The 26,874-nt window shown below is 42.5% G+C and carries 19 protein-coding genes and 2 pseudogenes; 19 read left to right on the top strand and 2 right to left on the bottom strand.

Annotated features, from left to right (window positions below):
- Positions 1-9 precede the first annotated feature (9 nt).
- Positions 10-1,857 carry an outer membrane assembly protein AsmA gene (gene asmA, locus MKR05_RS18030; protein ID WP_284118462.1) on the top strand — a complete coding sequence of 616 codons (1,848 nt, stop codon included), beginning with the start codon at positions 10-12 and terminating at the stop codon, positions 1,855-1,857.
- A gap of 749 nt (positions 1,858-2,606) precedes the next feature.
- Here the strand turns inward: asmA and MKR05_RS18035 are convergent.
- On the bottom strand, positions 2,607-4,190 hold the full coding sequence (locus tag MKR05_RS18035) for a TerC family protein (RefSeq protein WP_023290384.1): 1,584 nt from the start codon (positions 4,188-4,190) through the stop codon (positions 2,607-2,609).
- A gap of 757 nt (positions 4,191-4,947) precedes the next feature.
- On the opposite strand from MKR05_RS18035, the pseudogene galF reads away from it, so the two are divergent.
- Positions 4,948-5,876 (top strand): annotated as a pseudogene (gene galF / locus MKR05_RS18040) (GalU regulator GalF).
- 360 nt (positions 5,877-6,236) lie between these two features.
- The gene (locus tag MKR05_RS18045; protein ID WP_284118463.1) at positions 6,237-6,866 is read left to right on the top strand and encodes a phosphatase PAP2 family protein; all 630 of its coding nucleotides are present in this window, start codon (positions 6,237-6,239) and stop codon (positions 6,864-6,866) included.
- A gap of 544 nt (positions 6,867-7,410) precedes the next feature.
- Here the strand turns inward: MKR05_RS18045 and MKR05_RS18050 are convergent.
- Positions 7,411-7,537: pseudogene (locus MKR05_RS18050) on the bottom strand (hypothetical protein).
- A 287-nt stretch (positions 7,538-7,824) separates the two neighbouring features.
- On the opposite strand from MKR05_RS18050, the gene MKR05_RS18055 reads away from it, so the two are divergent.
- From MKR05_RS18055 to MKR05_RS18130, 16 genes are all read left to right on the top strand, one after another.
- Positions 7,825-9,258, top strand: a complete 1,434-nt coding sequence (locus MKR05_RS18055; protein ID WP_117129385.1) for a capsule assembly Wzi family protein — start codon at positions 7,825-7,827, stop codon at positions 9,256-9,258.
- Positions 9,259-9,403: 145 nt separating this feature from the next.
- Positions 9,404-10,540: a polysaccharide export protein gene (locus MKR05_RS18060; protein ID WP_117129386.1), complete on the top strand. Its 1,137-nt coding sequence runs from the start codon at positions 9,404-9,406 to the stop codon at positions 10,538-10,540.
- Position 10,541: 1 nt separating this feature from the next.
- The gene (locus tag MKR05_RS18065; protein WP_071787526.1) at positions 10,542-10,979 is read left to right on the top strand and encodes a protein tyrosine phosphatase; all 438 of its coding nucleotides are present in this window, start codon (positions 10,542-10,544) and stop codon (positions 10,977-10,979) included.
- A gap of 14 nt (positions 10,980-10,993) precedes the next feature.
- Complete coding sequence (locus tag MKR05_RS18070; RefSeq protein ID WP_023340512.1) at positions 10,994-13,156, top strand: polysaccharide biosynthesis tyrosine autokinase; 2,163 nt, start codon at positions 10,994-10,996, stop codon at positions 13,154-13,156.
- Positions 13,157-13,223: 67 nt separating this feature from the next.
- A complete protein-coding gene (locus MKR05_RS18075) occupies positions 13,224-14,321 on the top strand; it encodes a glycosyltransferase (protein ID WP_284118466.1) in 1,098 nt (365 codons plus the stop codon).
- A 22-nt stretch (positions 14,322-14,343) separates the two neighbouring features.
- Positions 14,344-15,189 (top strand): glycosyltransferase, encoded by an 846-nt coding sequence (locus MKR05_RS18080; protein WP_117129388.1) that lies wholly within the window; start codon positions 14,344-14,346, stop codon positions 15,187-15,189.
- Between the two features lie 57 nt (positions 15,190-15,246).
- Positions 15,247-16,347 (top strand): EpsG family protein, encoded by a 1,101-nt coding sequence (locus MKR05_RS18085; protein ID WP_117129389.1) that lies wholly within the window; start codon positions 15,247-15,249, stop codon positions 16,345-16,347.
- 154 nt (positions 16,348-16,501) lie between these two features.
- Positions 16,502-17,524, top strand: coding sequence for a cellulase family glycosylhydrolase (locus tag MKR05_RS18090; protein WP_284118469.1), 1,023 nt, complete (start codon positions 16,502-16,504; stop codon positions 17,522-17,524).
- 151 nt (positions 17,525-17,675) lie between these two features.
- The gene (locus tag MKR05_RS18095) at positions 17,676-18,830 is read left to right on the top strand and encodes a glycosyltransferase family 4 protein (RefSeq protein ID WP_284118470.1); all 1,155 of its coding nucleotides are present in this window, start codon (positions 17,676-17,678) and stop codon (positions 18,828-18,830) included.
- A 71-nt stretch (positions 18,831-18,901) separates the two neighbouring features.
- Positions 18,902-20,299 carry an undecaprenyl-phosphate glucose phosphotransferase gene (gene wcaJ / locus MKR05_RS18100; RefSeq protein ID WP_117129392.1) on the top strand — a complete coding sequence of 466 codons (1,398 nt, stop codon included), beginning with the start codon at positions 18,902-18,904 and terminating at the stop codon, positions 20,297-20,299.
- 21 nt (positions 20,300-20,320) lie between these two features.
- Entirely contained in the window at positions 20,321-21,301 is a 981-nt protein-coding gene (locus MKR05_RS18105) for a glycosyltransferase family 2 protein (RefSeq protein ID WP_284118474.1), read from the top strand.
- An 18-nt stretch (positions 21,302-21,319) separates the two neighbouring features.
- Positions 21,320-22,225 carry a glycosyltransferase family 2 protein gene (locus MKR05_RS18110; RefSeq protein WP_284118475.1) on the top strand — a complete coding sequence of 302 codons (906 nt, stop codon included), beginning with the start codon at positions 21,320-21,322 and terminating at the stop codon, positions 22,223-22,225.
- 33 nt (positions 22,226-22,258) lie between these two features.
- On the top strand, positions 22,259-23,791 hold the full coding sequence (locus MKR05_RS18115; RefSeq protein WP_284118477.1) for an oligosaccharide flippase family protein: 1,533 nt from the start codon (positions 22,259-22,261) through the stop codon (positions 23,789-23,791).
- A 63-nt stretch (positions 23,792-23,854) separates the two neighbouring features.
- On the top strand, positions 23,855-24,874 hold the full coding sequence (locus tag MKR05_RS18120) for a polysaccharide pyruvyl transferase family protein (RefSeq protein ID WP_284118478.1): 1,020 nt from the start codon (positions 23,855-23,857) through the stop codon (positions 24,872-24,874).
- 175 nt (positions 24,875-25,049) lie between these two features.
- Positions 25,050-26,456 carry an NADP-dependent phosphogluconate dehydrogenase gene (gene gndA / locus MKR05_RS18125; protein WP_284118479.1) on the top strand — a complete coding sequence of 469 codons (1,407 nt, stop codon included), beginning with the start codon at positions 25,050-25,052 and terminating at the stop codon, positions 26,454-26,456.
- Positions 26,457-26,681: 225 nt separating this feature from the next.
- Positions 26,682-26,874, top strand: a 193-nt coding sequence (locus MKR05_RS18130; protein WP_167876883.1) for a sugar phosphate nucleotidyltransferase, incomplete at its 3' end; no start/stop codon positions are given.

Raw genomic sequence — 26,874 nt, forward strand, 5'->3', positions numbered from 1 at the left:
GAGGGTGCCATGAGACGAATACTGACAACGCTGATGATCCTGCTGGCGGTCATTGTCGCCGGGCTTACCTCGTTGGTATTGCTGGTCAATCCCAACGATTTTCGCGCCTATATGGTGCATGAGGTGGCAGAGCGCAGCGGTTATCAGCTTGAACTCGATGGCCCGCTGCGCTGGCACGTCTGGCCGCAGCTCAGCATTCTCAGCGGGCGCATGACGCTGACCGCCAGAGGCGCTGAAGAGCCGGTGATCCGCGCCGACAACATGCGCCTCGACGTGGCGCTGCTGCCGCTGCTTTCGCACCAGCTGCAGGTGAAGCAGGTGATGCTCAAGGGGGCGGTGATCCAGCTGACCCCGAAAACCGAGGCGGTTCGCGACAGCGCCGCGCCAGTGGTGCCGCATGACAACACCCTGCCGCTGGCCCCGGAGGACCGCGGATGGTCCTACGATGTGCGCCAGCTGCAGGTGGCCGACAGCGTGCTCTTCTTCCAGCATGAAAATGGCGAGCAGGTGACCGTGCGCGATATCCGCCTGCAGATGGAGCAGGATGAGAATCACCGGGCCACCGTCGATTTCTCCGGCCGCGTCAACCGCGACCAGCGCGACCTGGCGCTGAACTTCTCCGCCACCGTGCAGGGCGGCGACTATCCGCATTCGTTAAAAGCCGACTTTAGCCAGCTCAGCTGGCAGCTGCGCGGCGCTGAGCTGCCCCCCGACGGCATCAATGGTCAGGGGAGTCTGCAGGCCAGCTGGCAGGAAGATAGCAAGACCCTGCGCTTTGATAATCTGAACCTGATGGCCAGCGGCAGTACCCTCACCGGCAACGGCAGCGTGGTACTGGGAGAGCGCCCGGACTGGTCATTGGATCTGCACGCCACCACCCTGAATCTCGACAGTCTGCTGGCGTCCTCTTCGCCGGCGACCGACAGCAGCGCCAGCCAGCAGGGCCAGAGCCAGACGCGCCCGCTGCGTCCGGTGATCGCCGACAGCGATGAGCGCGAAGATTACCAGAGCCTGCGCGGCTTTACCGGCCGGATGGCCCTGAGCGCCGACCAGCTGCAGTGGCGCGGCCTGAACTTCACCCAGGTGCAGAGCGAGATCAGCAATAAGCAGGGGCTGCTTACGGTCAGCAAAATGCAGGGCAGCCTCGACGGCGGCCAGCTTTCCCTCCCCGGCACCCTTGATGCCCGCGGCGACACGCCGCAGGCGACGTTCCAGCCGGCGCTGCAGAACGTGGAGATCGGTTCGCTGATCAAAGCCTTCAACTATTCCTTAAGCCTGACCGGCAAGCTGTCGCTGACCGGCGAGTTTTCCGGAGCGCGCATTGACGCGGATGATTTCCGCCGTCGCTGGCAGGGCCAGGCGCAGATCCAGATGACGGATACCCGTACCGAAGGACTTAACTTCCAGCAGCTGGTGCAGCAGGCCGTGGAGCGCAGCACCAACGTCCGGGCGCAGGAAAACTATGACAACGCCACCCGGCTGGATGCCGTGAGCAGCCAGCTAACGCTGAATAACGGGCTGGTGACGCTGAACCGCGTGCAGGGGCAGTCCGACGTGATGGCAATGACCGGCGAAGGACAGCTCGATCTGCAGAAAGAGAACTGCGATATGCGCTTTAACGTGCGCGTGCTCGGCGGCTGGAAAGGTGAGGGCAAGCTTATCGACCGCCTGAAGCAGACCGCCATCCCGCTGCGCATCTACGGCGACTGGCAGTCGCTGAGCTACAGCCTGCAGGTGGACCAGATCCTGCGTAAACAGCTGCAGGATGAAGCGAAGCAGCGCCTCAACGACTGGGTCGAACGTAATAAAGGCAGCAAAGAGAGCAAAGACGCCAAAAAGCTGCTCGATAAGCTGTAATCGTCCAGACCAGCAGCCCGGGACTACCGGGCTGTGAGCATGTCGTCAAAGTGTGATGCCACATTGATGCCGGGCGGCGGCTACGCCTGACCCCGCCTGGGTTGTGCGGCAGGGGTTATCCCCCGGTTTGTGTCGCCATCCCGTAGGCCTGATAAGCGAAGCGCCATCAGGCAGTGTGGCGGCGGTAGAGCATCAATTCCCCGTGATCTGAGAATGTCGTCCAGGTGTGATGTCACGTGGATGCCGGGCGGCGGCTACGCCTGACCCCGCCTGGGTTGTGCGGCGGGGGTAATCCCCCGGTTTGCGTCGCCATCCCGTAGGCCTGATAAGCGAAGCGCCATCAGGCAGTGTGGCGGCGGTAGAGCATCAATTCCCTGTGATGTGAGCATGTCGTCCAGATGTGATGTCACGTTGATGCCGGGTGGCGGCTACGCCTGACCTAGGCTGGGTTGTGCGGCAGGGGTAATCCCCCGGTTTGTGTCGCCATCCCGTAGGCCTGATAAGCGAAGCGCCATCAGGCAGTATGGCGGTAGAGCATCAATTCCCTGTGATGTGAGCATGTCGTCCAGGTGTGATGTCACATTGATGCCGGGTGGCGGCTACGCCTGACGCCGCCTGGGTTGTGCGGCGGGGTAATCCCCCGGTTTGTGTCGCCATCCCGTAGGCCTGATAAGCGAAGCGCCATCAGGCATGGGTTTGATTAGCCGTCCCACCGCCCGGGATACCCCGGGCCGTTTTATGCCTGACGATTACACCTCATAATCCAGCTCATCCTGCTTTGCCGGCGGAACGATCTGCACCTTTTGCACCCGATGGCTGTCGACCTGCAGCGTGCGCAGGGTATAACCGTCAATCTCAATGGTTTCTCCCACCTGCGGCACATGCTGCAGATACTCCATCAGCAGACCGGCAACAGTGTGGTACTCACGTTTATCATCCAGCGGCAGCGGAACATACTGCACCAGATCCTCCAGCGGCATATGGCCGTTAACCGTCCACGAACCGTCCGGATGGTGCTGAATATCGTGCCGGGCGTCGATCTCCTCCACCTCGTTGGGCAGATTGCCGGCAATGGTCTCCATCACGTCGCTCAGGGTCACAATCCCCTCGACGGAGCCAAACTCATCCACCACAAAGGCAAAATGGGTGCGGGCCTGACGAAACTGCTCAAGAGCGGAGAGGAGCGGTAACCCTTCCGGAAAGACCAGCGGCTGGCGCACCAGCGCCTGCAGATCCAGCGGCTCCTGGCGCAGGGACTGCTGGAGCAGGTCGATAACATGCACCACCCCCAGCAGGTCTTCATTATCCTTTCCGCCGGTGACCACCAGGCGGGTGTGCTGATTTTTTTCCACCAGGCTGCGGATCTCTTCCTCCGGCGCGCTGAGGTCGATGCGCTCGATATCATGGCGGGAGGTCATAATACTGCTGACGCTGCGCTGATTAAGGTTCAGCACCCGCTCAATCATCAACCTTTCCTGCGGATTAAACAAAGGATGATGGTCCTGATCGGCCACCAGCGACGCCGTGTCAGCATCCAGTTCAGCTTTTTCCTTCTGACCGCTCAGCAGGTTCATTACCGCCTCGGTAGTGCGCTGACGCAGCGTCATATTGGCGGAGAGAAAGCGACGGCGGTTAAACAGCGCCAGCTGGTTAAGGGCTTCAATCATCACCGAGAAGCCAATTGCCGCATATAAATAGCCTTTCGGAATAATAAAGCTGAAGCCTTCAGCAATCAGGCTGAAGCCGATCATCAGCAGGAAGCTCAGACAGAGGATCACGATGGTCGGGTGGCTGTTAACGAAGCGCGTCAGCGCCTTGCTGGCCATCAGCATCAGGCTGATAGCGATGATCACGGCGGCCATCATCACCGCCAGGTGGTCGACCATGCCGACCGCGGTGATCACCGAGTCGAGCGAGAAGATGGCATCAAGCACCACGATCTGCGCCACCACGGCCCAGAATTTAGCCCCTCTGCGCTGGGTGGGATTATCGCTGTCTTTTCCCTCCAGCCGCTCATTAAGCTCGACGGTCGCTTTAAACAGCAGGAACAAGCCGCCGAACAGCATAATTAAATCGCGGGCGCTGAAGCTGAAGTCGTGAAAAACAATCAGCGGTTTGGTCAGGGTGACGAGCCAGGAGATAGAGGCCAGCAGCAGGAGACGCATCACCATCGCCAGCATCAGGCCAGTGATCCGCGCGCGGTCGCGCTGGGCGGGCGGGAGCTTCTCAGCGAGGATAGCGATAAAGACCAGGTTATCGATACCTAACACCAGTTCGATAACGACCAGCGTGACGAGACCTGCCCAGATTGACGGATCGGCAATCCATTCCATATGTATTAAAACCTGTACGACTGCGGTATGTGTTACCCCGATCATGGATAAGATGGGTATAAAATGCAATAACGACGCGGATAGCGCCCTGCCACGGGTGGATATATTTCCAGCAGATTAAGCGAACCGATAAGAATTATGTTCCGGTAAAGAACAGTGAAAAAATAACACTATGGCGGTTGCCTGGAATAAGCGGGCCAATATCAGAACGTCTGCCGCTGGGTTTCCTACAGGGCGCAAAAGCGGCGTTGTGACACCGCTCGTCGCAGCGAGAGGTGATGCTTACGCTATGGGGGAAGAGCGTAATCCCTCGCAAAATCGGCATAATTCAGCTCATAAAGGGGGCGCAGAATAGGGCGGCTCCTGGTTTTATTCCGCCGATTATGGCTTGTATAGCGACCTGTCCAGCGGTAAATGCTGAAATATATTGCCTGGATAAATTTATTATCTATACCTATTCTTTGCGGGCATAGGTGCGGCACGGCAGCCCTGGCGTGCTGGCGCGCCCTGTGGACGGGGATTTCGGCCACTTTGCACGGCGCAGAGAAACGCGCCGCTGAATAACCTGATCGAGAATAAGATTATTCTCACTTCTAACTGTTGGTAAAAGGGAGTTATGTGTATTCTTTTACGTGACAGTGAATTTAAGAATTTGGCGGGCAGATGCCCGGGCAGTATCCGTGTATTATCAGTTTCAATGGATTTGTGACATGTACAATTTTGCAAAACCGCGTGTTTTGCAACCAAACAGGTGAAGATGAATATGGCGAATTTGAAAGCGGTTATTCCGGTCGCAGGACTAGGCATGCATATGCTGCCGGCCACAAAGGCAATTCCAAAGGAGATGCTGCCGATCGTTGATAAGCCAATGATTCAGTACATTGTTGACGAAATCGTCGCCGCCGGGATCAAAGAGATTGTTCTGGTGACGCACTCCTCGAAGAACGCGGTGGAAAACCACTTTGATACCTCCTACGAGCTGGAAGCCCTGCTTGAGCAGCGCGTGAAGCGCCAGCTGCTGGCGGAAGTCCAGGCCATTTGTCCGCCGGGCGTAACCATCATGAACGTGCGCCAGGCGCAGCCGCTGGGTCTGGGCCACTCTATCCTCTGCGCCCGTCCGGTCGTCGGGGATAACCCGTTTGTGGTGGTGCTGCCGGATATCATCCTCGACGGCGGTACTGCGGACCCGCTGCGCTATAACCTCGCCGCTATGGTCGCCCGCTTTAACGAGACCGGCCGCAGCCAGGTGCTGGCGAAACGCATGCCGGGGGATCTCTCCGAATACTCCGTGATCCAGACCAAAGAGCCGATGGCGGCGGAAGGGCAGGTAGCACGTATCGTCGAGTTTATTGAAAAACCGGACGAACCGCAGACTCTGGACTCCGACCTGATGGCGGTGGGCCGCTACGTGCTGTCGGCAGATATCTGGGCCGAACTGGAGCGCACCGAGCCGGGCGCCTGGGGGCGTATCCAGCTGACCGACGCCATTGCCGAACTGGCGAAAAAGCAGTCCGTCGACGCGATGCTGATGACCGGCGAAAGCTATGACTGCGGTAAGAAAATGGGCTATATGCAGGCCTTCGTCACCTACGGAATGCGTAACCTGAAAGAAGGCACCAAATTCCGCGAAAGCATCAAAAAACTGCTGGCCTGAACGCCAGCCTGAGACCGGGCGGCAGGCTCTAAACATCGGTCCTGCCGCTCATAACGTTATGCAGAATTTATTCATAACGTGAATGTTATAACGATTGTAAAGAAACGTATGGCTTCGGAGACTTCTGGTAGTTTGTCTCTGGCCTCTGTGGTGCAATGGTCGGAGTAGCGGCAATAATGCTTTATGAATAGTCACTTAGTGCGACAATTCCTAAAGTGCAGGGAAAGCGGTCAACGTCAGCCAAAAATAAAACTTGACTGCGATCATGTTTCCGCTTTAAACATCTCACTTGCATGCATAAAAATGTGAAATGAATTGGCATGCGAGCTGGTACAGACATTATGGATAATCCCTGAGCACGGCAGTGGACATCATCGAAGGATCACAGGTATATGAACTGGCAACTCATCTCATTTTTTGGCGATAGCACCGTTTTGCTGCCCAGCGCAGCGGCGCTGTTTATTGTCCTGATGCTGCGTAAAACGTCGCGGTTGCTGGCGTGGCAGTGGAGTTTGCTGTTCGGCATCACCGGCGCCATCGTCTGCGCCTCCAAACTGGCCTTTATGGGCTGGGGACTGGGTATTCGCGAGCTGGATTACACCGGCTTCAGCGGCCACTCAGCGCTCTCCGCAGCCTTCTGGCCTATCTTCTTATGGCTGCTCAGCGCTCGTTTTTCGGCGGGTGTGCAAAGAGTAGCCGTCGCCACCGGCTATGTTTTAGCCGCGGTGGTGGGGTATTCACGGCTGGTCATCCATGCGCATTCCGTCTCGGAAGTGATCGCTGGCCTGCTGCTGGGTGCTGCCGGCAGCGCTTTGTTCCTGCTGCTGCAAAAACGTACCACCCATTCGGAAAGCGTGAGTATTTCCTGGGGCGGCGTCGCGTGCCTGGTGATGGTCCCGCTTATCCTGTTGCATAGCGGCAATAAAGCCCCGACTCAGTCCCTGCTGGGGCAGATCGCTACTACAATTGGTCCGCTGGACAAACCCTTTACGCGTACCGAGCTGCACAAGCAGGCCTGGTAATTGCCATTTGTTTTACAGGGGAAATTAAGTTTTCGCCGGTTAATTAGACAAATAAGAAAATAATCTACTATATGCCAGTCAATTGATAATTCATATTTATGAAATAATGAAGTGCTACTAAATTATTATTGTCAATTTGTCTGGATATAGCCGTGGTCAGACGTTTCTTAAATGCGTTCAGAAAGCGCTGTTCCACATGGTTGAATAATCCTGTATCGAGAAACTATTAGAAATTGTAGTTGACTGTCGCGTCATCATCTGATTTTAGGATGACGTAAGTATGATGGAAAAAACCTTTTTTTTACAAACAGTTATCTGTTCTTGGGCCAGCATAACGCCCCCAGGCAGATGTTTGATAGTTGAGAGCAAGAAATAATCTTTATTGGCGAGCCGCTTATTTTTCGCCAATAAAACAGCGGATGGCATTAATTGGCAGATATTCGGCAGCAAGACTCCCAATTGTGACCGAAATCCCGTAGACTTAACGCCGCAAAAAATAAAGGCCTGACCAATTATTCATCCACAGGTCGATAAAATAAGTCGTTCAGGTAGTCAGTGCGCTGGTAGCTGTTAAGCCAGGGGCGGTAGCGTCGCTGAAGCCGCTTGCTGCTGTACAATAGTTCCTGTTTAACGGCTGTAAAAATCGACCCTGCCAGGATGAATACCCTCATCAGATATCTAACCATCTTCCACGGATATCCTCAGAAGTTGGTCAGGAGCGGCTGCTGATATCACCTGGACATTAATTTTCCCATCTCATCGATAGCCTGTAGGGTAAAATTCGCCTACATTGTGAGCTGGGCGGATGTTATGAAGATGACAAGCAGCTTAGGGTAACTGTACTTGCCTCGCCGGTGTTGCACAGTGAAGTCAGCTGGTGCCGCGAGCGCTTTCTATCTTGCTATTCCCCTCATTCTCATTGAGATACGACAGCGGGGCTGAAAATGGATCTTGTACAATGATAAAAATTGCGCGCATTGCCGTGACGTTGGGTTTGCTTTCCTCACTGGGAGCCCAGGCTTACGCGGCCGGGTTAGTAGTAAATGATAACGATCTGCGAAACGACCTTGCCTGGCTTTCCGATCGCGGGGTCATCCATCTGAGCCTGTCGACCTGGCCGCTGAGTCAGGAAGAGATCGCCCGGGCGCTAAAAAAGGCCAAACCGTCCTATTCTTCTGAGCAAGTAGTTCTGGCCCGTATCAACCAGCGACTGTCTGCTTTAAAAGCCGATTTCCGGGTCACAGGTTATACCTCGACCGACCAGCCGGGCACCCCGCAGGGGTTTGCCCAGACGCAGCCGGCAGATAACTCGTTAGGCCTGGCGTTTAACAATAGCGGCGAGTGGTGGGATGTCCACCTTCAGGGTAACGTCGAAGGGGGAGAGCGGATCAGCAACGGATCGCGCTTCAACGCCAACGGCGCCTATGGCGCAGTGAAGTTCTGGAACCAGTGGCTCTCCTTTGGCCAGGTACCGCAGTGGTGGGGGCCGGGCTATGAAGGCAGCCTGATCCGTGGGGATGCCATGCGGCCGATGACCGGCTTTTTAATGCAGAGAGCCGAGCAGTCCGCACCAGAGACCTGGTGGCTGCGCTGGGTGGGCCCATGGCAGTACCAGATCTCTGCCAGCCAAATGAATCAGTACACTGCTGTCCCACACACTAAAATTATCGGCGGTCGTTTCACCTTTACGCCGTTCCAGTCATTGGAATTAGGCGCATCGCGGATAATGCAGTGGGGAGGGGAAGGGCGACCGCAATCCTTTAGCAGCTTCTGGGATGGTTTTACTGGGCAGGATAATACCGGTACCGATAATGAGCCGGGAAACCAGCTGGCTGGCTTTGACTTTAAGTTTAAACTCGAACCAACTCTCGGCTGGCCGGTAAGTTTCTACGGGCAGATGATCGGTGAAGATGAAGCTGGTTTCCTTCCTTCAGCAAATACATTCCTTGGTGGGGTGGAAGGGCATCACGGTTGGGGTAAGGATGCGGTAAACTGGTACATTGAGGCACACGATACAAGATCTAATATGAGCCGCACTGATTATATTTACACGCATCATATCTACAAGGATGGTTATTACCAACAGGGATATCCATTGGGAGATGCCATGGGCGGGGACGGGCAACTCTTTGCCGGGAAGATTGAGCTGATTACTGAAGATAACCAACGTTGGAGCACACGTCTGGTATACGCCAAAGTTAACCCGGAGAATCAGTCGATCAACAAAGCATTCCCTCATGCAGATACTTTAAAAGGAGTACAGCTGGGCTGGAGCGGGGATGTTTATCAGTCGGTCCGTTTGAATACCTCACTGTGGTACACCAACGCTAACAACAGCGACAGCGACGACGTTGGGGCCAGTGCAGGGATAGAGATACCGTTTAGTTTATAAGGCTGAATGCTGAAAACAGAGGAGAGAGGGTGGTAGCGCTGCAGGACGCAGTCAGCTTTTATCTCTCCATAGGCCGGCAGGGTAGCAACGGCTATGACAGCTGCTCAGGAATTGGCAAATTTTGATTTACTGATGATGTGACATTATGAAGAAAAAACTTGTTAGATTTTCGGCATTAGCGTTAGCAATTGGGTTTTTATCGGGTTGTACGATTATTCCCGGACAAGGATTAAATAGCCTGCGTAAGAACGTGGTAGAGCTTCCGGACAGTGATTACGATCTGGATAAGCTGGTCAATGTATATCCAATGACACCGGGTCTGGTCGATCAGCTTCGTCCGGAAACCGTTCTGGCAAAACCTAACCCTCAGCTAGACAATTTATTGCGCAGTTATGAATATCGCATCGGAGTTGGCGATGTACTTATGGTCACTGTTTGGGACCATCCAGAACTGACAACGCCTGCAGGGCAATACCGCAGCGCCAGCGATACCGGCAACTGGGTTAACTCCGATGGTACCATTTTCTATCCTTATATCGGTAAGGTACAGGTGGCTGGAAAAACTTTGAGCCAAGTACGACAGGATATAGCCAGCCGTTTGACAACTTATATTGAAAGCCCACAGGTTGACGTGAGTGTTGCGGCATTTCGCTCGCAAAAGGCCTATATTACCGGCGAGGTTGTAAATTCTGGCAAGCAACCTATAACCAACATCCCATTAACTGTGATGGATGCTATCAATGCTGCAGGAGGCTTAGCCCCTGATGCAGATTGGCGAAATGTAGTGTTAACCCATAATGGGAAAGATACAAAAGTGTCTCTTTACGCGTTAATGCAAAAGGGCGATCTTACCCAGAATCATCTACTCTATCCTGGAGATATCCTATTTGTTCCTCGTAATGATGATTTAAAAGTATTTGTTATGGGGGAGGTCGGGAAACAGAGCACATTGAAAATGGATCGCAGTGGCATGACTTTAGCTGAAGCGTTAGGTAACGCCGAAGGTATATTACAAGCCTCCAGCGATGCGACAGGTGTATTTGTCATTCGGCAGTTGAAAGGCGATAAGCAAGGTAAAATTGCAAATATTTATCAGCTTAATGCACAAGATGCTTCGGCAATGGTACTTGGTACAGAATTTCAACTACAGCCATACGATATTGTTTATGTCACAACAGCCCCAGTAGTACGTTGGAATCGTGTAATATCACAGTTAGTACCGACTATTAGCGGTGTGCATGACATGACAGAAACGGCTAAGTTTATTAAGGATTGGCCATAAAATGTTTAATACTATTTTAGTTGTTTGTACTGGTAACATATGTCGTTCCCCTATTGGGGAACATCTATTACGTGGTTTATTAACCAACAAAATAATAGATTCTGCTGGGACCAGTGCATTAGTAGGGCATGCTGCAGATTCAAGTGCGTCAAAAATAGCAGCCAGGCATGGATTATGTCTTGAAGGCCATAAAGGAAAACAATTTACTTCGTCATTAGGTCGCAGTTTCGATCTAATCTTAGTGATGGAAAAAAACCATATTGATCATATTGGTCGTATTGCACCTGAGGTTAGAGGAAAAACAATGTTATTTGGTTATTGGTTAGGTAATAGAGAAATACCAGACCCATACCGAAAAAGTGAAGAAGCATTTTCTTCTGTTTATGATTTGATAGAGCAGTCTGGCAAGCTTTGGGCTGAAAAATTAGGTGTAAATTAAGCGGGAATTTTTTAATGACTTCAGTTATAAATAAGAAAGTAGACAATGATTCCGAGGAAATAGATTTAGGACGGTTAATCGGAGAGGTGATCGATCATCGAAAATTGATAATATCAATCACAGCTTTGTTTACCTTGCTTGCTCTAACCTATGCTTTATTTGCAACACCTATATATCAAGCTGATGCACTAATTCAAGTGGAACAAAAGCAAGCAAATGCCATTCTTAGCAATTTAAGTCAAATGCTACCGAATAGCCAACCTGAATCAGCGCCAGAAATATCATTGCTTCAATCGAGAATGATAATTGGAAAAACAGTAGATGATTTGAATCTTCAGGCAAGAGTACGACAAAACTACTTCCCAATTTTCGGTAAAGGTTTTTCACGTATTTCAGGAGAAAAACCTGGTTCGATCGAGGTGTCACGACTCTTTATTCCAAACGTAGGGGATGATACTCCGGAAATTATAGTTAAAATAATTAATGAAAACAGTTTTGAAGTTAATATTGGAGATAATACTGTACAAGGTAAGCGAGGAGACTTAGTTGATATTAATGGTGCAACCCTTAAGATTGATAAAATTGAAGCTAAACCCGGTACTGAATTTACAATTGATTATGTTTCAAGATTGAAAGCTATCACGGACTTACAGGAAAATTTAACGATTGTCGATCAAGGTAAGGATACAGGTATATTGTCCATTTCCTTGACAGGTGATAATAAAGAACTAATTAGCAAAATTATTGATAATATTAGTAATAATTATTTAGCACAGAACATTGCTCGTCAGGCAGCTCAAGACGCAAAAAGCTTGGATTTCTTGAATTTACAACTGCCAAAGGTGCGCAGCGATTTAGATATTGCAGAAAATAAGCTGAATCAATTTCGGCGCCAAAATGATTCAGTTGATTTATCTTTAGAAGCAAAATCAGTGCTTGATCAAATTGTTAATGTTGACAATCAGTTAAACGAATTGACTTTCAGAGAGTCAGAAATCTCTCAGTTATATACAAAAGAGCATCCTACTTATAAGGCTTTATTAGAGAAGAGAAAAACACTACAAGATGAAAAGGTGAAACTTAATAAACGAGTTTCATCAATGCCGGAAACCCAGCAGGAAATATTGCGTCTTAGCCGGGATGTTGAATCAGGCCGTGCAGTTTACATGATGCTTCTAAATCGTCAACAAGAACTTAATATTGCAAAATCTAGCGCAATTGGTAATGTGAGAATTATTGATGAAGCAGTTACGCAACCTAAGCCAGTGAAACCAAAAAAGATTTTGGTTGTTATACTAGGGTTTTTGCTAGGTTGCATGGTTTCAGTAGGAATTGTCTTGCTAAGAGTCTTCTTGCGTCGAGGTATTGAATCGCCTGAACAATTAGAAGAACTTGGCATAAATGTCTATGCAAGTATACCAGTATCAGAATCATTTGCAAAAAACATAACTCGTGATAGTCCTTTGAAAAAAGCAAAGTCTCAAGAGACATATACCTTCCTTGCAGTTGAGAACCCTGCGGATCTAGCTATAGAAGCTATAAGAGGATTAAGAACTAGCCTGCATTTTGCTATGATGGAAGCTCGAAATAATGTATTAATGATTTCTGGAGCAAGTCCAAATGCAGGTAAAACTTTTGTAAGTACAAATTTGGCAGCAATTATTGCTCAGACAGATAAAAAAGTACTGCTAATTGATACAGATATGCGTAAAGGGTATACGCACAAATTATTCGGCAAAAGTAATGAACAAGGTTTATCTGACGTACTATCCGGAAAAATTGCTATAGAAACTGCAGTACAAAAAGAACTGAATATCGGTTTTGATTTTATTTCAAGAGGGATGGTTCCTCCTAATCCTGCAGAACTTTTGATGCACAAGAATTTCGGGCAGTTAATCAGTTGGGCAAGTTCAAATTATGATATTGTAATTTTAGACACGCCTCCAATTCTTGCTGTAACAGATGCCGCCATTATCGGTAATTATGCTGGTACAACACTACTTGTTGCAAGATTTGAAGTTAATACTGCAAAAGAAATTGAGGTCAGCATAAAAAGATTCGAGCATGGTGGGGTAATAGTGAAAGGATGTATATTGAATGGAGTAGTGAAAAAAGCCAGTAGTTATTACAGTTATGGCTATAGTAATTATGGTTATACTTATGACTCTAAGGATTAATTAAAAGAAATGCACAGCGGCGCTGTGCATTTCTTATGTTTTTTGGCGATATCCAAGGCATAAACTCATGAAAAAAAACATATTATTTATAACTTCCAGAACAGATATGGGAGGGGGCCCAAAACATTTACTGCAGCTAATAGAGAATATCAACCAAGAAAAATATAATGTATACTTGGCTTGCCCTAAAGATGAACCGTTCTTCAGTAAATATCATGAAATAGTTCCTAATGAAAATTTTTATTTTTTAAAACATAGGACATTTAATCTTACATATTTCAAGGGGCTCCTAAATTTTTGTAAAAAAAATAACATATCAGTAATACACTCTCATGGAAGAGGAGCCGGGGTCTTCTCCAGATTACTCAAAGTATTCATGAGAAAAGTTAAAGTGATTCATACATTCCATGGGCTAAATCTATCACAAGATAAGGGCTTCAAGACCCTATTAAAAAATAGTGTCTATGTTATATCCGAAAGAGCTTTTTCATATCTTACCGATGAGTTTATATATGTGTCTAATGGTGAATGTAGCATCGCTAAAAAAACAGGTATATCAGGCAGCGCAAACAAAGACAATACCATTATAAATGGTGTGCGAATTCCAAGTGAATATCAAACAAAACTAGTGAGTGAATTATTTAAAATTGTTGTCATTTCAAGGTTTGATTATCAAAAAAACACTGATCTTTTAGTTGACGTTATTAAATGTTTAGATCGTTCAAATGCGAACCCTTCAATAAATATTACAATTGATGTGTTGGGTGAAGGTGATGATATATATAAGTTGGATAATATTACTGGGTTGAAACGAGTAAAGATAATAAAACATGGCAATGTAAATAATCCCTATGTGTTTTTTGATGATGCACATTTTGTGCTAAATACTTCGAGATGGGAAGGGCTTCCATTGAGCGTAATTGAATCCATGGCACGAGGTTGTATACCTATATTAACAGATGTGGTGGGGAATACTGATATTATTGGGCATACTAAATTAAAGAATAATCTTTTCACTTCTGCGTTACAGGTGCCTTCATTAATGAGTCAATATGAAGAAAATCCCTCAAAAATAGATTTAGACGCAAAGGAGGCGCGGGATATTATTATGCATAACTTTAACGAAGTTTTAATGTGTCAAAAGACATTTCTTCTTTATGAATAAGAATATTATAAGTGAATAAGATATGAAAGAAAAATTAGTTAGTGTCTATATACCTACTTGTAATCGTTTAGAAATGCTCAAAAGAGCTATTCGATCTGTATTATTACAAGACTATAAAAATATTGAAATATTAATATGTGACGACAGTTCAACAGATGGTACAGGGGAGTATGTTAAAAAATTAATTTCTGAAGGTAAAAATATTCGGTATTTTTGTACTGAACGGCAATCTGGCGCATGTGCAGCTCGTAATATGGGGATATTTTCCTCGAAGGGTGAGTATATCACAGGACTGGATGATGATGATGAGTTTATGCCTGACAGAATTAGTTCTTTTGTATCGGCTTGGGATGACAAATATTCGTTTCTATGTAGTGATTATATTGATAAATATGCAGATGGAAATGAGAAAAGATTCAAACAAAGAAGATATAAGTTAACACTTAAAGGTCTACTATTAGAAAATCTTGCAACCAATCAAGTATTTACCTTGACGGAACGACTCAAGTCAATTGGTGGATTTGACTTAAGGGCAAGACGTTTTCAGGACTGGGATACTTGGATTAGGTTATGCTATAAATACGGTGATTTCAAAAATTTATCAAAACCATTATATATCATGCACCATGATCATGCTATTGGCAGTAGTCGAGTAACCAGCAGTTATCCAGCGAACTTGGCGTTGGAAGATTTAAAAAATAGAAATATTGAGAAATACTCGTCTTCCGCGCTATATGTGATAAATTATTTAATTAAGTATCATGAAGGCACCTCAAATATAATCGAAGCATCTAAAGCATCTATATTAGCAAGAAATATAAAATTCCTGATCAAGGATGTATTAAAAAAATTAGGATACTTACGATAGCCTATTTTTTGGGGAATGTGTATGTGAATAATCAAAACTATATATGAAGGATAGATTGTGGAAATATACATAATAACAATCACTTTATCGCTGTTCTTATCTTTCGTAGGAATGCATTGTAGAACAAAACTACTTAAAAAGACATGTGTCGGATTTATTGTGGTTATTTGTTCGTTAATGCCAGGTCTAAGAGATATTAGCGTCGGTACAGATTCTTTGATGTACGCTAATTTTCTAGTTGTTGATAGATCATATCATGACTGGCTGGTTAGCGGCATAGCTATCGAACCTGGCTTCGTATTCTTAATAAAATTGTATCAATTGTTTGGCTTGACAAATTATGCATACTTTTTTTTCGGGGTTGCTATAATTTTCAACTATTTAGTAATTTCTACTATATTTAAGTTGTCACCAAATCCACTTATATCTATATTATCATTATTAACTTTCAGTACTATTTATTTTTTTCATTTCAATGTCATCCGAGCAAGTTTAGCGCTGGCCGTATTTTTGTATTCCATTCCTTATATATTGGAGGAGAAATATAAAAAAGCCTATATGGTAATTGCAGTATCAGTATTATTTCATATCTCTGGATTATTATTTGTATTTATCCCTCTAGCATATAAATATATACGCAAAAAACCAGTATTAGTAACACTTGGTTCTATAGCTTTTATGGGGGTTTATTCTGCTTCATCAGTAATACTTAGTTTTCTTGGAAATATTATTGGGACAACAAAATATAGTTCATATAGCGCTGAGAGTAACATTGGTGGTGGTTTTTTTGCTATTTATTTCATATTAGCTTTAGTGTCTGTTTGTTCATTAATTAATAAAAGAGCTCGAGAAAGTAACCTTCATCTATTATGTGTGTATTTGATTTGCATGTCAGCATTGACATGGTTTTGTATTATGTTTTTAGGCTTGCGATATGAGGGACCAGGGCGAGTTGTAGTATATTTCTATATTGGCAGTATTTTTATATTCTCTACGCTGCTTCAGATATTCACTTATACGTCCAGGCTGGTATTATCAGTGCTAATCTTAATTTTATGCTTAGCAATGGCGTATTATATATTTGTCATTAAAGGTGTTTATGGCGTATTCCCCTACACGTTCAATGCTATTTTAACCAAAACATTTGAATTCCTTTAATAATATAAGCATGAATCTGTAGTAACTGCTCATATAACCATATTAATTTAAGTTGGTTTATTTTTAAACTTTATATGTGTTATTGCTCCAGTACAATAAATACATAATTAAACCAAATTGAATGTAACGTAAACAATTAGCAGCGAGGTGAACTATGCGTTTAAATTTAAAGGTTGTCGGTATTTGTACATTTTTGATTACACAATTATTCCTGATACGCAATGCCAATGCCTTTGATTCAGGAATGAATGTTCATCCGGCAACTTTCCCAAACGATCCACTTGTTTTATTACAAACTCTGAAAAAGTACAATATTGATTCATTTAGGGTTGATTATTCTTGGCAAGGCGTTGAGAAAAAAAAAGGATTACTTAATGTTCCTGATTCTAAGCTCGAAAATGCTATTCAACTGGGGGTGAAAGAGGGACTCACCCCGTTGGTAATTCTCAATTATGGTAATAGTAACTATAAAGAGAACACAGGAGGGCATAAAAATATCCGATTAAGTAGTGATGAAGAAATCGATGGGTTTATAAACTACGTCGATTGGGTTTCTAAACACTTTGGTAAGAATAAGATAATATTTGAAATTTGGAATGAATGGAATCACAGTAAGCCTAAATATAATAATAATAGTCTCGAGTCGGCTTTGGATTATGTTGCACTAGTAAAAAAAAGCAGCGAAATTATTAGGCGGAATAATCCAAATGCCATTATTATAGCAGGTGGATTTAACCCGCTTTCAAGAAAAGAAATGAATTGGGGTAAAGAAATTGTTTTGAATGGGATTATGGCGTATGTTGACGGTATATCTATTCACCCATACGATTGGACACATGAGAAAATTACCCCAGCTAATGTTAGCTTAGATAAGATTCGCAAAGCACATGATGAGCTATTGTCTTATTCATCTGGTCATGAAGTAAATTTATACATTACAGAAGTTGGGGTATCATCATTCTCGAAAAATCTTTTTACTGATAAAGATATTGGCCAATATTTGGTTAGTTACTATATAGAAGCTAAAAAATATAATTTCATAAAAGGTGTTTGGTGGTACTGTTTTGTTAATAAGGGTACTGACGCGTCCGATTTTGAAAGTAACTTCGGAATATTAAATGTTGATGGATCACCTAAACCTGCTGCTAGTTATCTATATTCTCTGCCCAAAAATTAATAGGAGCAAGGTCAGTTAAAATACAATTAATGCTCTTTTCATCCTTTATCTACCTATGTCGGTTTTCAATAAGAATTTGTGTATTATACCTCTGTAGTATTATCACTTTTAACTAAAATGATTTCATTCTAATTTAATTATGGGTTTTAATATGTCTCACGATTATAATGTTGGAATAGTAGCTGATTGGTTAGTTACTTATGCTGGTGCTGAAAGAGTAATTAAAGAATTAATCGATTTATATCCTGAATCAAAGCTGTACTCATTGGTGGACTTTCTTTCTCCTGATGCAAGAGGATTAATGGGAGGAAAACATGCAGATACCACTTTTATTCAAAAAATGCCTTTTTCAAAAGATAAATATCAAAAATACTTACCCTTAATGCCCTTGGCTATTGAGCAACTAGACGTTTCTTCGCACGATGTGGTTATATCTAGCAGCCATGCGGTTGCAAAGGGAGTCTTAACTGGCCCAGATCAACTGCATATTAGCTATGTTCACTCCCCAATACGCTATGCTTGGGATTTACAGCATCAATATCTAAGAGAGGCAGGCTTAGATTCTGGTTTCAAAGGCATGTTAGCTAAATATATTCTTCACAAAATGAGAGTTTGGGATTCAAGAACTTCTAATGGGGTGGATCATTTTATTGCTAACTCTCATTTCATCTCAAGGAGGATAAAAAAAGTATACGGACGAGAAGCAGATGTTATTTATCCACCTGTAGATATAAATAATTTTCCATTATTTGAAAAAAAAGAAGATTTCTATCTAACAGCATCTAGATTGGTACCTTATAAAAGAATTGATCTTATAGTTGAAGCATTTAGCCACATGCCAGATAAGAAACTGATTGTTATCGGCGACGGAAGTGAAATGGCAAAAATTAAGGCTAAAGCAAAATCAAACATTGAGATTTTGGGCTACCAATCTTCAAATGTTATGCTGGATTTGATGCAAAAAGCAAAGGCTTTTGTTTTTGCAGCTGAAGAGGATTTTGGTATTACACCTGTTGAGGCTCAAGCATGCGGTACACCGGTAATTGCCTTTGGAAAGGGAGGGGCTTTAGAAACAATCAGGCCATTAGGAGTTATAAATCCTACAGGTGTATTTTTTGAAAGACAGACGGTAGAAGCAATTATTCAATCCATTGAATACTTTGAGAATAATCAAGATAAATTTGAACCGCATATATGTAGAGCAAACACAATTCGCTTTTCTTGTGAACGCTTCGATACCGAAATGGAAAAATACGTTAACGAAAAATGGATGAGTTTTAATGAAAGAAAAAAAATATCTTATTGATTCGTTTGTTTGGTGGTTGAAGTCTATAACTTTGCTCAATAGGAATTATGGTTAATTATGGCGGATTTAGTATGACAACCTTTACTCATCGTGCACGTGTAAATGCAAATGCTTCATTAATATCTATGGTCCAAAGGTTTTCGGATATCCTTATTATTTTTTTGGGGTTGTATTTTACTTGTTTATTTAACCGAACGCCATTTACATACAACCAAGTTCTATATTATTTGACAGTATTGGTTATTTTTCAGATGATAGGAGGAATTACAGACTTCTATCGATCTTGGAGAGGGGTTCGTATATCAACCGAGTTAACCTTAATACTGAAAAATTGGTCGCTTAGCATATTATTAAATTTAAGTATAATATCTCTATATGCGGATGATAACTTAGGTTTTAGCTTTTTTATGCAATGGTACTTAGTAGTATCCTTTGGATTCATATGTTGTCGTACAACTATCAGACTCGGAGCCGGTGTATTAAGAAAATTTGGATACAATACGAGAAGAGTAGCAGTAGTAGGAACATTGCCAGCAGGCATAAACTTACTTAAAGGTTTTTTGGAAGAGCCCTGGCTTGGCTTCATTGTCAAGGGTATATACGATGAAAATCCTGTTAATGACCATAATGGGATACCTTTTGTCGGAGACTTGTCGCAATTAATTTCCGATGCAAGACATGGTGAGTTAGACAGAATCTATATCGCAATGAACATGCATGATGAGGCAAAAATCAAAAAAGTAATAAGTGAATTATCAGATACTACATGCTCTGTACTCCTTATTCCTGATATTTTTACATTTAATATATTACAATCTAGAACTGAAGAGATTAATGGTGTCCCTGTCGTCCCTTTGTATGAGTCCCCATTAAGTGGGATCAATATGGTTTTTAAACGCCTAGAAGATATAATTGTATCATTATCTATACTGATTGTAATTTCTCCAGTTTTATTAATTATTGCTTGTGCGGTCAAATTCACATCACCCGGTCCAGTGATATTTAGACAAATTAGATATGGTATGGACGGGAAGTCTATTAAAGTTTGGAAGTTTAGATCAATGACTGTTATGGAAAATGATCACAACGTCACCCAGGCAACAAAACATGACCTTAGAGTTACTAAAGTAGGTAGATTTTTACGTCGAACCTCTTTGGATGAATTACCTCAATTTTTTAATGTTTTATTTGGTCAAATGTCTGTAGTTGGACCACGGCCACATGCTGTTTCTCACAATGAACAATATCGAACCCTAATCAAAGGTTATATGTTGCGACATAAAGTTAAACCGGGCATTACTGGTCTTGCACAAGTAAACGGTTGGCGAGGAGAAACGGATACGTTGGATAAAATGCAAAAGAGGGTAGAATATGATCTTCTTTATATTCGTAACTGGAGTATTTGGTTGGATTTGAAAATAATATTTTTAACTATTTTCAAAGGGTTTGTAAATAAATCAGCTTATTAAGTCTATACAGAGACATATAAAATGTGTAAAGTAAGTGTTATTGTTCCTGTTTATAATGTTGAAAAGTATTTGTCAGAGTGTATTGATTCATTGTTAAAACAAACATTTGAAGAAGCTGAGTTTATTTTTGTTAATGATGGTAGTACAGACCTATCTGGCAATATTTTAGAAAAATATAAAGAATTAGATAAAAGAATTATTATAATAAATAAAAAGAATGGCGGGGTTGTTACTACACGGCCAGTTGGATTAAAATCCGCATCAGGTCAATACATTATGTTTTTGGATAGTGATGATACTCTTCCTCCTAATGCGATAGAAACAATGTATAGTCTCGCAATTTCTAATAATTGCGATATTGTAGCAGGAAGTCATGATGGAATTTATAATGGTATTATTACTAGGCCGGTGAGGTGGGAAACTAATAAATATGATAAGAGTGTCGATTTTTTAGCTGACTCTGTCGCCGCAAATAATTTCTATTTATGGGGGAAATTGTTTCGTAAGGAGTTATTTAATAGAGAAATCATTTATGGAGATTCAAATTATGGTGAAGATGGTATTTTCCTAATACAAATTTTAAAAGGTGCTAAGACCATAGAAACAACAAATATTGTTGTATATAAGTATAGATTACGTGATGATAGCTTGACTTCATCTCCTACAGCTAAATTATTCATGGATAGATATAGATCTTCACTATTTATTTATAACTATATTATAGCTAACTTCGCGAATGATAATATAAAAAGTATTGTTGAAAGCTATTTTATACATCAAGTATACAAAATGTTAATTGATTGTGGTGGAGTATTTGTTCAGGAGTATAAGACCCCTGTCTTCCCTGTTGAGATGCTACATAATAATAAGAAAAGAATTTTAAAGATTTCATTTCTTGCATATTTTATATTAAGTGTTTATGTTCATCATCCTAAAATGTCAGTTAATATAATTCATTCATTAAAATCCATTAAGAAATTTTTTAAATCTATTAAACGTTGATATTGCTTTGGAGTAAATATGAAACCCAAGAATTTTATTCAAAAATGTAAATCTTATTATATTTATAAAATACAAGATCCTCTGCTTTCAATGATTTACACTAGGTTATTTCAGAGAAATAATAAGATTAAAAGTGGACGTTTTCAAAACCTTGCAAATGTATTGCCCAATGTAGATGTCAGCTTAACAACACACGGTGATCGCATTGCAAGTGTACATATTACGATTGAGTCAATATTAAGTGGTAAAGTTTTGCCAGCAAGAATTATACTATGGTTAGATAATGAAAATGCTATTAAAAATCTACCTTTGTCTCTGGTTAGACTTAAGGATAGAGGCTTAGAAATCAAACTTTCTAAGAACTACGGCCCACATACTAAATATTTTCCGTATATTTTGGAGAGAAAATATAATGATTATTTAGTTACAGCTGACGATGATATTATTTATCCGAAGAACTGGTTGTTTGATTTATATTCTGCTGCTAAAAGCTGTTCTGATGTAATTGTCTGCCATCGTGCACATGAAATTACTTTTGATGATCGAGGGAAATTTAAACCTTATGAAGAATGGAACGCATGTAGATCAATTGAAAAAAATATTGGTTTTTTTGCAACTGGCGTTTCTGGTGTAATTTATCCTAAAAACTTCCTTGCTCATTTGTATAAAGCTGGTGACGATTTTATAAATAAATGTCCTCGAGCCGATGATGTCTGGCTGCATTACATGGCATATTTAAACAACTATAAGGTCATGCAACTTAAAAAAGCAAGTGCTCATTTTTTGATTGTTAATAACACCCAACACTTGGGACTTATGAATACCAATGTATTAATGAGTCAAAATGATAGCCAAATATTAAAAACATATTCCTTTAAGGATATGGAAAATATTTTTTTATTGAGTAAGGTATGCAATCAATAAAAAGCCAATAACTAATCATATGACGTTGGATATATGTCAAAGAATAAACTCATAGTAAAAAACACTCTTTACTTGGCTATAAGGACATTGTTGTCATTATTCATCTCATTCTACACAACTAGAATTGTTCTGCATGAACTAGGTGTGTCAGATTACGGTCTTTTTAGTGTCATTTTTGGAACTGTAGCATTTTTTGTATTTATTGTATCAGCTATGAACGATTCGGTTCAAAGATTCATCTCTATTAATTTAGGAGCTAATAATTATTCTGCGGTCAGTAATACGTTGAAAAATAGTTTATTGATATATTTTTTAGGCGGAATATTCTTTTTTATTCTTTTGCTTATAATTAGAGGTTACGTTATAGGCCATGTATTGACCATCGATGTTAATTCATTGTCTACAGCTAAAGAAGTATATATTATTGCATTGTTTTCAATCTTTATCTCTATTATTCAGACTCCTTTTAATGCACTTGTATTAGCACATGAAAAGATGTCTTTTTACGCGTATATGGCAATATTTGATTCCCTTTCAAAACTTATTGTTTCTTTTGTTCTTACTGTATTGCCTTACAATAAGTTAATTATATACTCATTATTGCTTTTATTGTCGTCTTTGACCAGTTTCTGTATATATGTTTTCTATTGTTATAAAAGTTTTCCTCTGTCTTTTAAAGGTGGAGTATTAAGTCGTAAAGTAATTAAAGATATTACAATGTTTTCATTTTGGAATACATTTGGAAATTTTGCATATGTGTGTAGAACGCAAGGGATTAATATAGCGATAAATGTTTTTTTTGCAACAACTGTCAATGCTGCTTATGCTTTATCAGCAACTATTCTTAATGCCATTAATTCGTTAACTCAGTCATTAGTTTCGGCGGTACGACCACAAATATTTAAGTCATATGCTGAGAAGAATGAGCAGAGATACCTTACGTTGGTAACTTACTGTTCAAAATATACTTTTTCATTCCTTTTTTTACTATCCTGCCCGGTACTTATATGCACAAAAGAACTTTTGTCTGTTTGGTTAGTTAACATTCCACCTTACACTATAGGATTCGTCCGGTTGGTTATTATTGTTGCGTTAATTGATAGCTTTTCATCAAGCGTTATTGCTGGTGTGCAGGCTGTTGGCAGAATAAAAATCTATCAATTGACGGTTAGTTTTTTTGTTTTCATTAGTTTACCTTTTGCATATTTCCTTTTTAAATTAGGGTTTTCTCCTTTTAGCGCATATATTCCCTTGGTAATCACATCGGTTATAAATTTATTTTTAAGATCGTACTTTCTTGCCAAATATACAAGCTTCGATTTTAATGCCTATGTTTTTAAAATTGTATTGCCATGTGTTTTTTCAGCTGGTGCAACTTATGCTATTTCATATTATATTAATGTATCCTTCTCTCCCGATGGTATATTATTAACATTACTTGCCTGCTCTTTTTACTCCTTTATTTATATGATTTTTGCTTTGGTTTTTGTAGTGAGCAAATTTGAAAGGAAAGTTATTTTATCGACTGTGATTTCTAAATACCATGTTTTTCGCATGAGGAAATAGCTACACACTTCGCGGCCTTATTGCACCACGAGATTAGGTTTATTATTTTTTTTTGGAGCTATAATGAAACTGTATTATTATAAAGATGTTATTGGTAATTTTGGTGATGATTTAAATTCCTGGCTTTGGGATGCTCTTATACCAGATTTTTTCGATCAAGATGAGTCTGTTAGAATGTCAGGGATTGGAACTATTATAAACACAGCCATGCCTAAGGCTGGTAAGTGGGTGGTTTTTTCAAGTGGAGTTGGTTATGGTAATCCCCCAAATAATTTTGGTGATGATTCATGGGATATTCTTGCAGTTAGAGGTCCATTAAGTGCTAAAGTACTTGGGTTGCCAGAAGATAAGTACATAACCGATGGCGCTGCATTATTAAATACTCTTGAGGAATTTAAACCCTTATCCGAAAAAGAAAGAAATGGCACGATTTTTATACCACATCATCATGCGCTTTTAACAGGTAACTGGCAGTATGTATGTGAACAGGCTGGTGTTGAATTTGTAAATCCACAATGGGATGCAAAGATCGTTATAAATAAAATACGAGGGGCAAAAATGGTTTTAGCAGATGCAATGCATGCTGCTATTATCGCTGATGCGATGCGCGTTCCATGGCTTCCTTTAATAACATCTCCTCAGATAAATACCTTTAAATGGTTGGATTGGACTCAGACAATTAAGGAAAAATATTCCCCACTGGTTTTAGGTAGTAGCAGTTTACGTGAGTCAATTCGCAGCCGAGGTTTGGGCTTTTATGGAGAGAATTATTATATTAAGGATTTAACTCTGGATTCCGCTCTGTCTGATTTTTATAGCAAGAGAACGTATAAAGGTAGACCATGGTGGCCCAAATATAATAAAGTTGCAAAGAAGTTAGTATCAGTTGTTCCTGATAAGATTGCATTATCTTTAGGGCAAGCAACTCTAAATAAGTTAGACCTAAAGTATATTGAATCTGCTGTTAAAATGCTTGAGTCTTGCAAGGCAAGACAACCATTTTTAAGCAATGATAATGTTTTTTATGAAAACGTAAGTAAACTAATGTCTTGCGTCGATAAAGTTAAAAAATATAAAGTTTGATTTTCATAGAAATGCCTTTTATTAATCGTATTTAAAACATCCCATATTAAATAAGTAACTCTCTTAAAAGAGAATTACATAGTTTATGCTATGAGTTTTTTACGTTTTACGCTAACATAATGTTATTACAAACCTGCGAACATGTCGCAGTGACCACACCTGACAGGAGTATGTAATGTCCAAGCAACAGATCGGGGTTGTCGGTATGGCTGTGATGGGGCGTAACCTTGCGCTGAACATCGAAAGCCGTGGTTATACCGTCTCCGTTTTCAACCGCTCCCGTGAAAAGACCGAAGAAGTGATTGCCGAAAACCCAGGCAAGAAACTGGTTCCTTACTACACAGTACAAGAGTTTGTTGAATCCCTTGAAACACCACGTCGTATCCTGTTGATGGTGAAGGCCGGGGCTGGCACCGACAGCGCCATCGATTCCCTGAAGCCTTACCTCGATAAAGGCGACATCATCATTGATGGCGGCAACACTTTCTTCCAGGACACCATCCGTCGTAACCGTGAGCTGTCTGCCGAAGGTTTTAACTTTATCGGTACCGGTGTTTCCGGTGGTGAAGAGGGGGCTCTGAAAGGGCCTTCCATCATGCCTGGGGGGCAGAAAGAAGCCTATGAGCTGGTTGCTCCTATTCTGAAGCAGATTGCAGCGGTTGCTGAAGACGGTGAGCCGTGTGTGACCTATATCGGTGCTGACGGTGCTGGTCATTATGTGAAGATGGTTCATAACGGCATCGAGTATGGCGACATGCAGCTGATTGCTGAAGCTTATGCGCTGTTGAAAGGCGGTCTGACACTTTCCAACGAAGAGCTGGCGCAAACCTTCACCGAATGGAACGAAGGTGAACTGAGCAGCTACCTGATCGACATTACCAAAGATATCTTCACCAAGAAGGATGAAGAGGGTAAATACCTCGTCGATGTCATTCTTGATGAAGCAGCAAACAAAGGTACCGGTAAGTGGACCAGCCAGAGTTCACTTGATCTCGGCGAACCTCTGTCTCTGATCACCGAGTCCGTATTTGCTCGTTACATCTCTTCACTTAAAGACCAGCGTGTAGCTGCTTCTAAAGTGCTGAGTGGACCCCAGGCTCAGCCAGCTGGCGATAAAGCGGAATTTATCGAAAAAGTGCGTCGCGCTTTATACCTCGGTAAAATCGTTTCCTATGCTCAAGGCTTCTCTCAGCTGCGTGCTGCTTCTGATGAATACAACTGGGATCTGAACTACGGTGAGATCGCTAAGATTTTCCGCGCTGGCTGCATCATTCGTGCGCAGTTCCTGCAGAAGATCACTGATGCTTATGCGCAAAACGCTGGCATTGCTAACCTGTTGCTGGCCCCGTACTTCAAACAGATCGCTGATGACTATCAGCAGGCGCTGCGTGATGTCGTTGCTTATGCCGTGCAGAATGGTATTCCGGTACCGACGTTCTCTGCAGCAATTGCCTACTACGACAGCTACCGTTCCGCAGTTCTGCCAGCTAACCTGATTCAGGCTCAGCGTGATTACTTTGGTGCGCACACCTATAAGCGTACAGATAAAGACGGTGTGTTCCACACAGAGTGGTTGGAATAATTTTCTTCACACAGTCAGGCCATTTGGCCTGACTGTTTTAATTTTATATTTAATGTTACAACCTGACCTTAAGCATTTCCTTTCTACAAATATTTCAAATATCTAATTTTTAACCTTTTTAAGAATTTGCCATATTTATTATCTTGTACACCTATATTAGTCTGCTTCTGGCCTCAGTGATTTACTGGGTGTTAAATAACAGGGTTTTAATTAAAGGATATTAATATGTTACTTCCTGTGATAATGGCTGGTGGTACCGGCAGTCGTCTCTGGCCGATGTCTCGCGAGCTTTACCCGAAACAGTTCCTCCGGCTGTTCGGGCAGAACTCCATGCTGCAGGAAACCATCACCCGACTCTCGGGCCTTGAAATCCATGAACCGATGGTCATCTGTAACGAAGAGCACCGCTTCCTGGTGG

It is taken from the genome of Klebsiella sp. K5-204, assembly GCF_030128585.1.
Lineage (GTDB): Bacteria > Pseudomonadota > Gammaproteobacteria > Enterobacterales > Enterobacteriaceae > Klebsiella > Klebsiella quasipneumoniae.

Excerpts from the sequence above, each read along its gene's own strand:
- asmA (WP_284118462.1), top strand. The coding sequence starts at position 10 with ATGAGACGAATACTGACAACGCTGATGATCCTGCTGGCGGTCATTGTC.
- MKR05_RS18035 (WP_023290384.1), bottom strand. The coding sequence starts at position 4,190 with ATGGAATGGATTGCCGATCCGTCAATCTGGGCAGGTCTCGTCACGCTG.
- MKR05_RS18045 (WP_284118463.1), top strand. The coding sequence starts at position 6,237 with ATGAACTGGCAACTCATCTCATTTTTTGGCGATAGCACCGTTTTGCTG.
- MKR05_RS18055 (WP_117129385.1), top strand. The coding sequence starts at position 7,825 with ATGATAAAAATTGCGCGCATTGCCGTGACGTTGGGTTTGCTTTCCTCA.
- MKR05_RS18060 (WP_117129386.1), top strand. The coding sequence starts at position 9,404 with ATGAAGAAAAAACTTGTTAGATTTTCGGCATTAGCGTTAGCAATTGGG.
- MKR05_RS18065 (WP_071787526.1), top strand. The coding sequence starts at position 10,542 with ATGTTTAATACTATTTTAGTTGTTTGTACTGGTAACATATGTCGTTCC.
- MKR05_RS18070 (WP_023340512.1), top strand. The coding sequence starts at position 10,994 with ATGACTTCAGTTATAAATAAGAAAGTAGACAATGATTCCGAGGAAATA.
- MKR05_RS18075 (WP_284118466.1), top strand. The coding sequence starts at position 13,224 with ATGAAAAAAAACATATTATTTATAACTTCCAGAACAGATATGGGAGGG.
- MKR05_RS18080 (WP_117129388.1), top strand. The coding sequence starts at position 14,344 with ATGAAAGAAAAATTAGTTAGTGTCTATATACCTACTTGTAATCGTTTA.
- MKR05_RS18090 (WP_284118469.1), top strand. The coding sequence starts at position 16,502 with ATGCGTTTAAATTTAAAGGTTGTCGGTATTTGTACATTTTTGATTACA.
- MKR05_RS18095 (WP_284118470.1), top strand. The coding sequence starts at position 17,676 with ATGTCTCACGATTATAATGTTGGAATAGTAGCTGATTGGTTAGTTACT.
- wcaJ (WP_117129392.1), top strand. The coding sequence starts at position 18,902 with ATGACAACCTTTACTCATCGTGCACGTGTAAATGCAAATGCTTCATTA.
- MKR05_RS18105 (WP_284118474.1), top strand. The coding sequence starts at position 20,321 with ATGTGTAAAGTAAGTGTTATTGTTCCTGTTTATAATGTTGAAAAGTAT.
- MKR05_RS18110 (WP_284118475.1), top strand. The coding sequence starts at position 21,320 with ATGAAACCCAAGAATTTTATTCAAAAATGTAAATCTTATTATATTTAT.
- MKR05_RS18115 (WP_284118477.1), top strand. The coding sequence starts at position 22,259 with ATGTCAAAGAATAAACTCATAGTAAAAAACACTCTTTACTTGGCTATA.
- MKR05_RS18120 (WP_284118478.1), top strand. The coding sequence starts at position 23,855 with ATGAAACTGTATTATTATAAAGATGTTATTGGTAATTTTGGTGATGAT.
- gndA (WP_284118479.1), top strand. The coding sequence starts at position 25,050 with ATGTCCAAGCAACAGATCGGGGTTGTCGGTATGGCTGTGATGGGGCGT.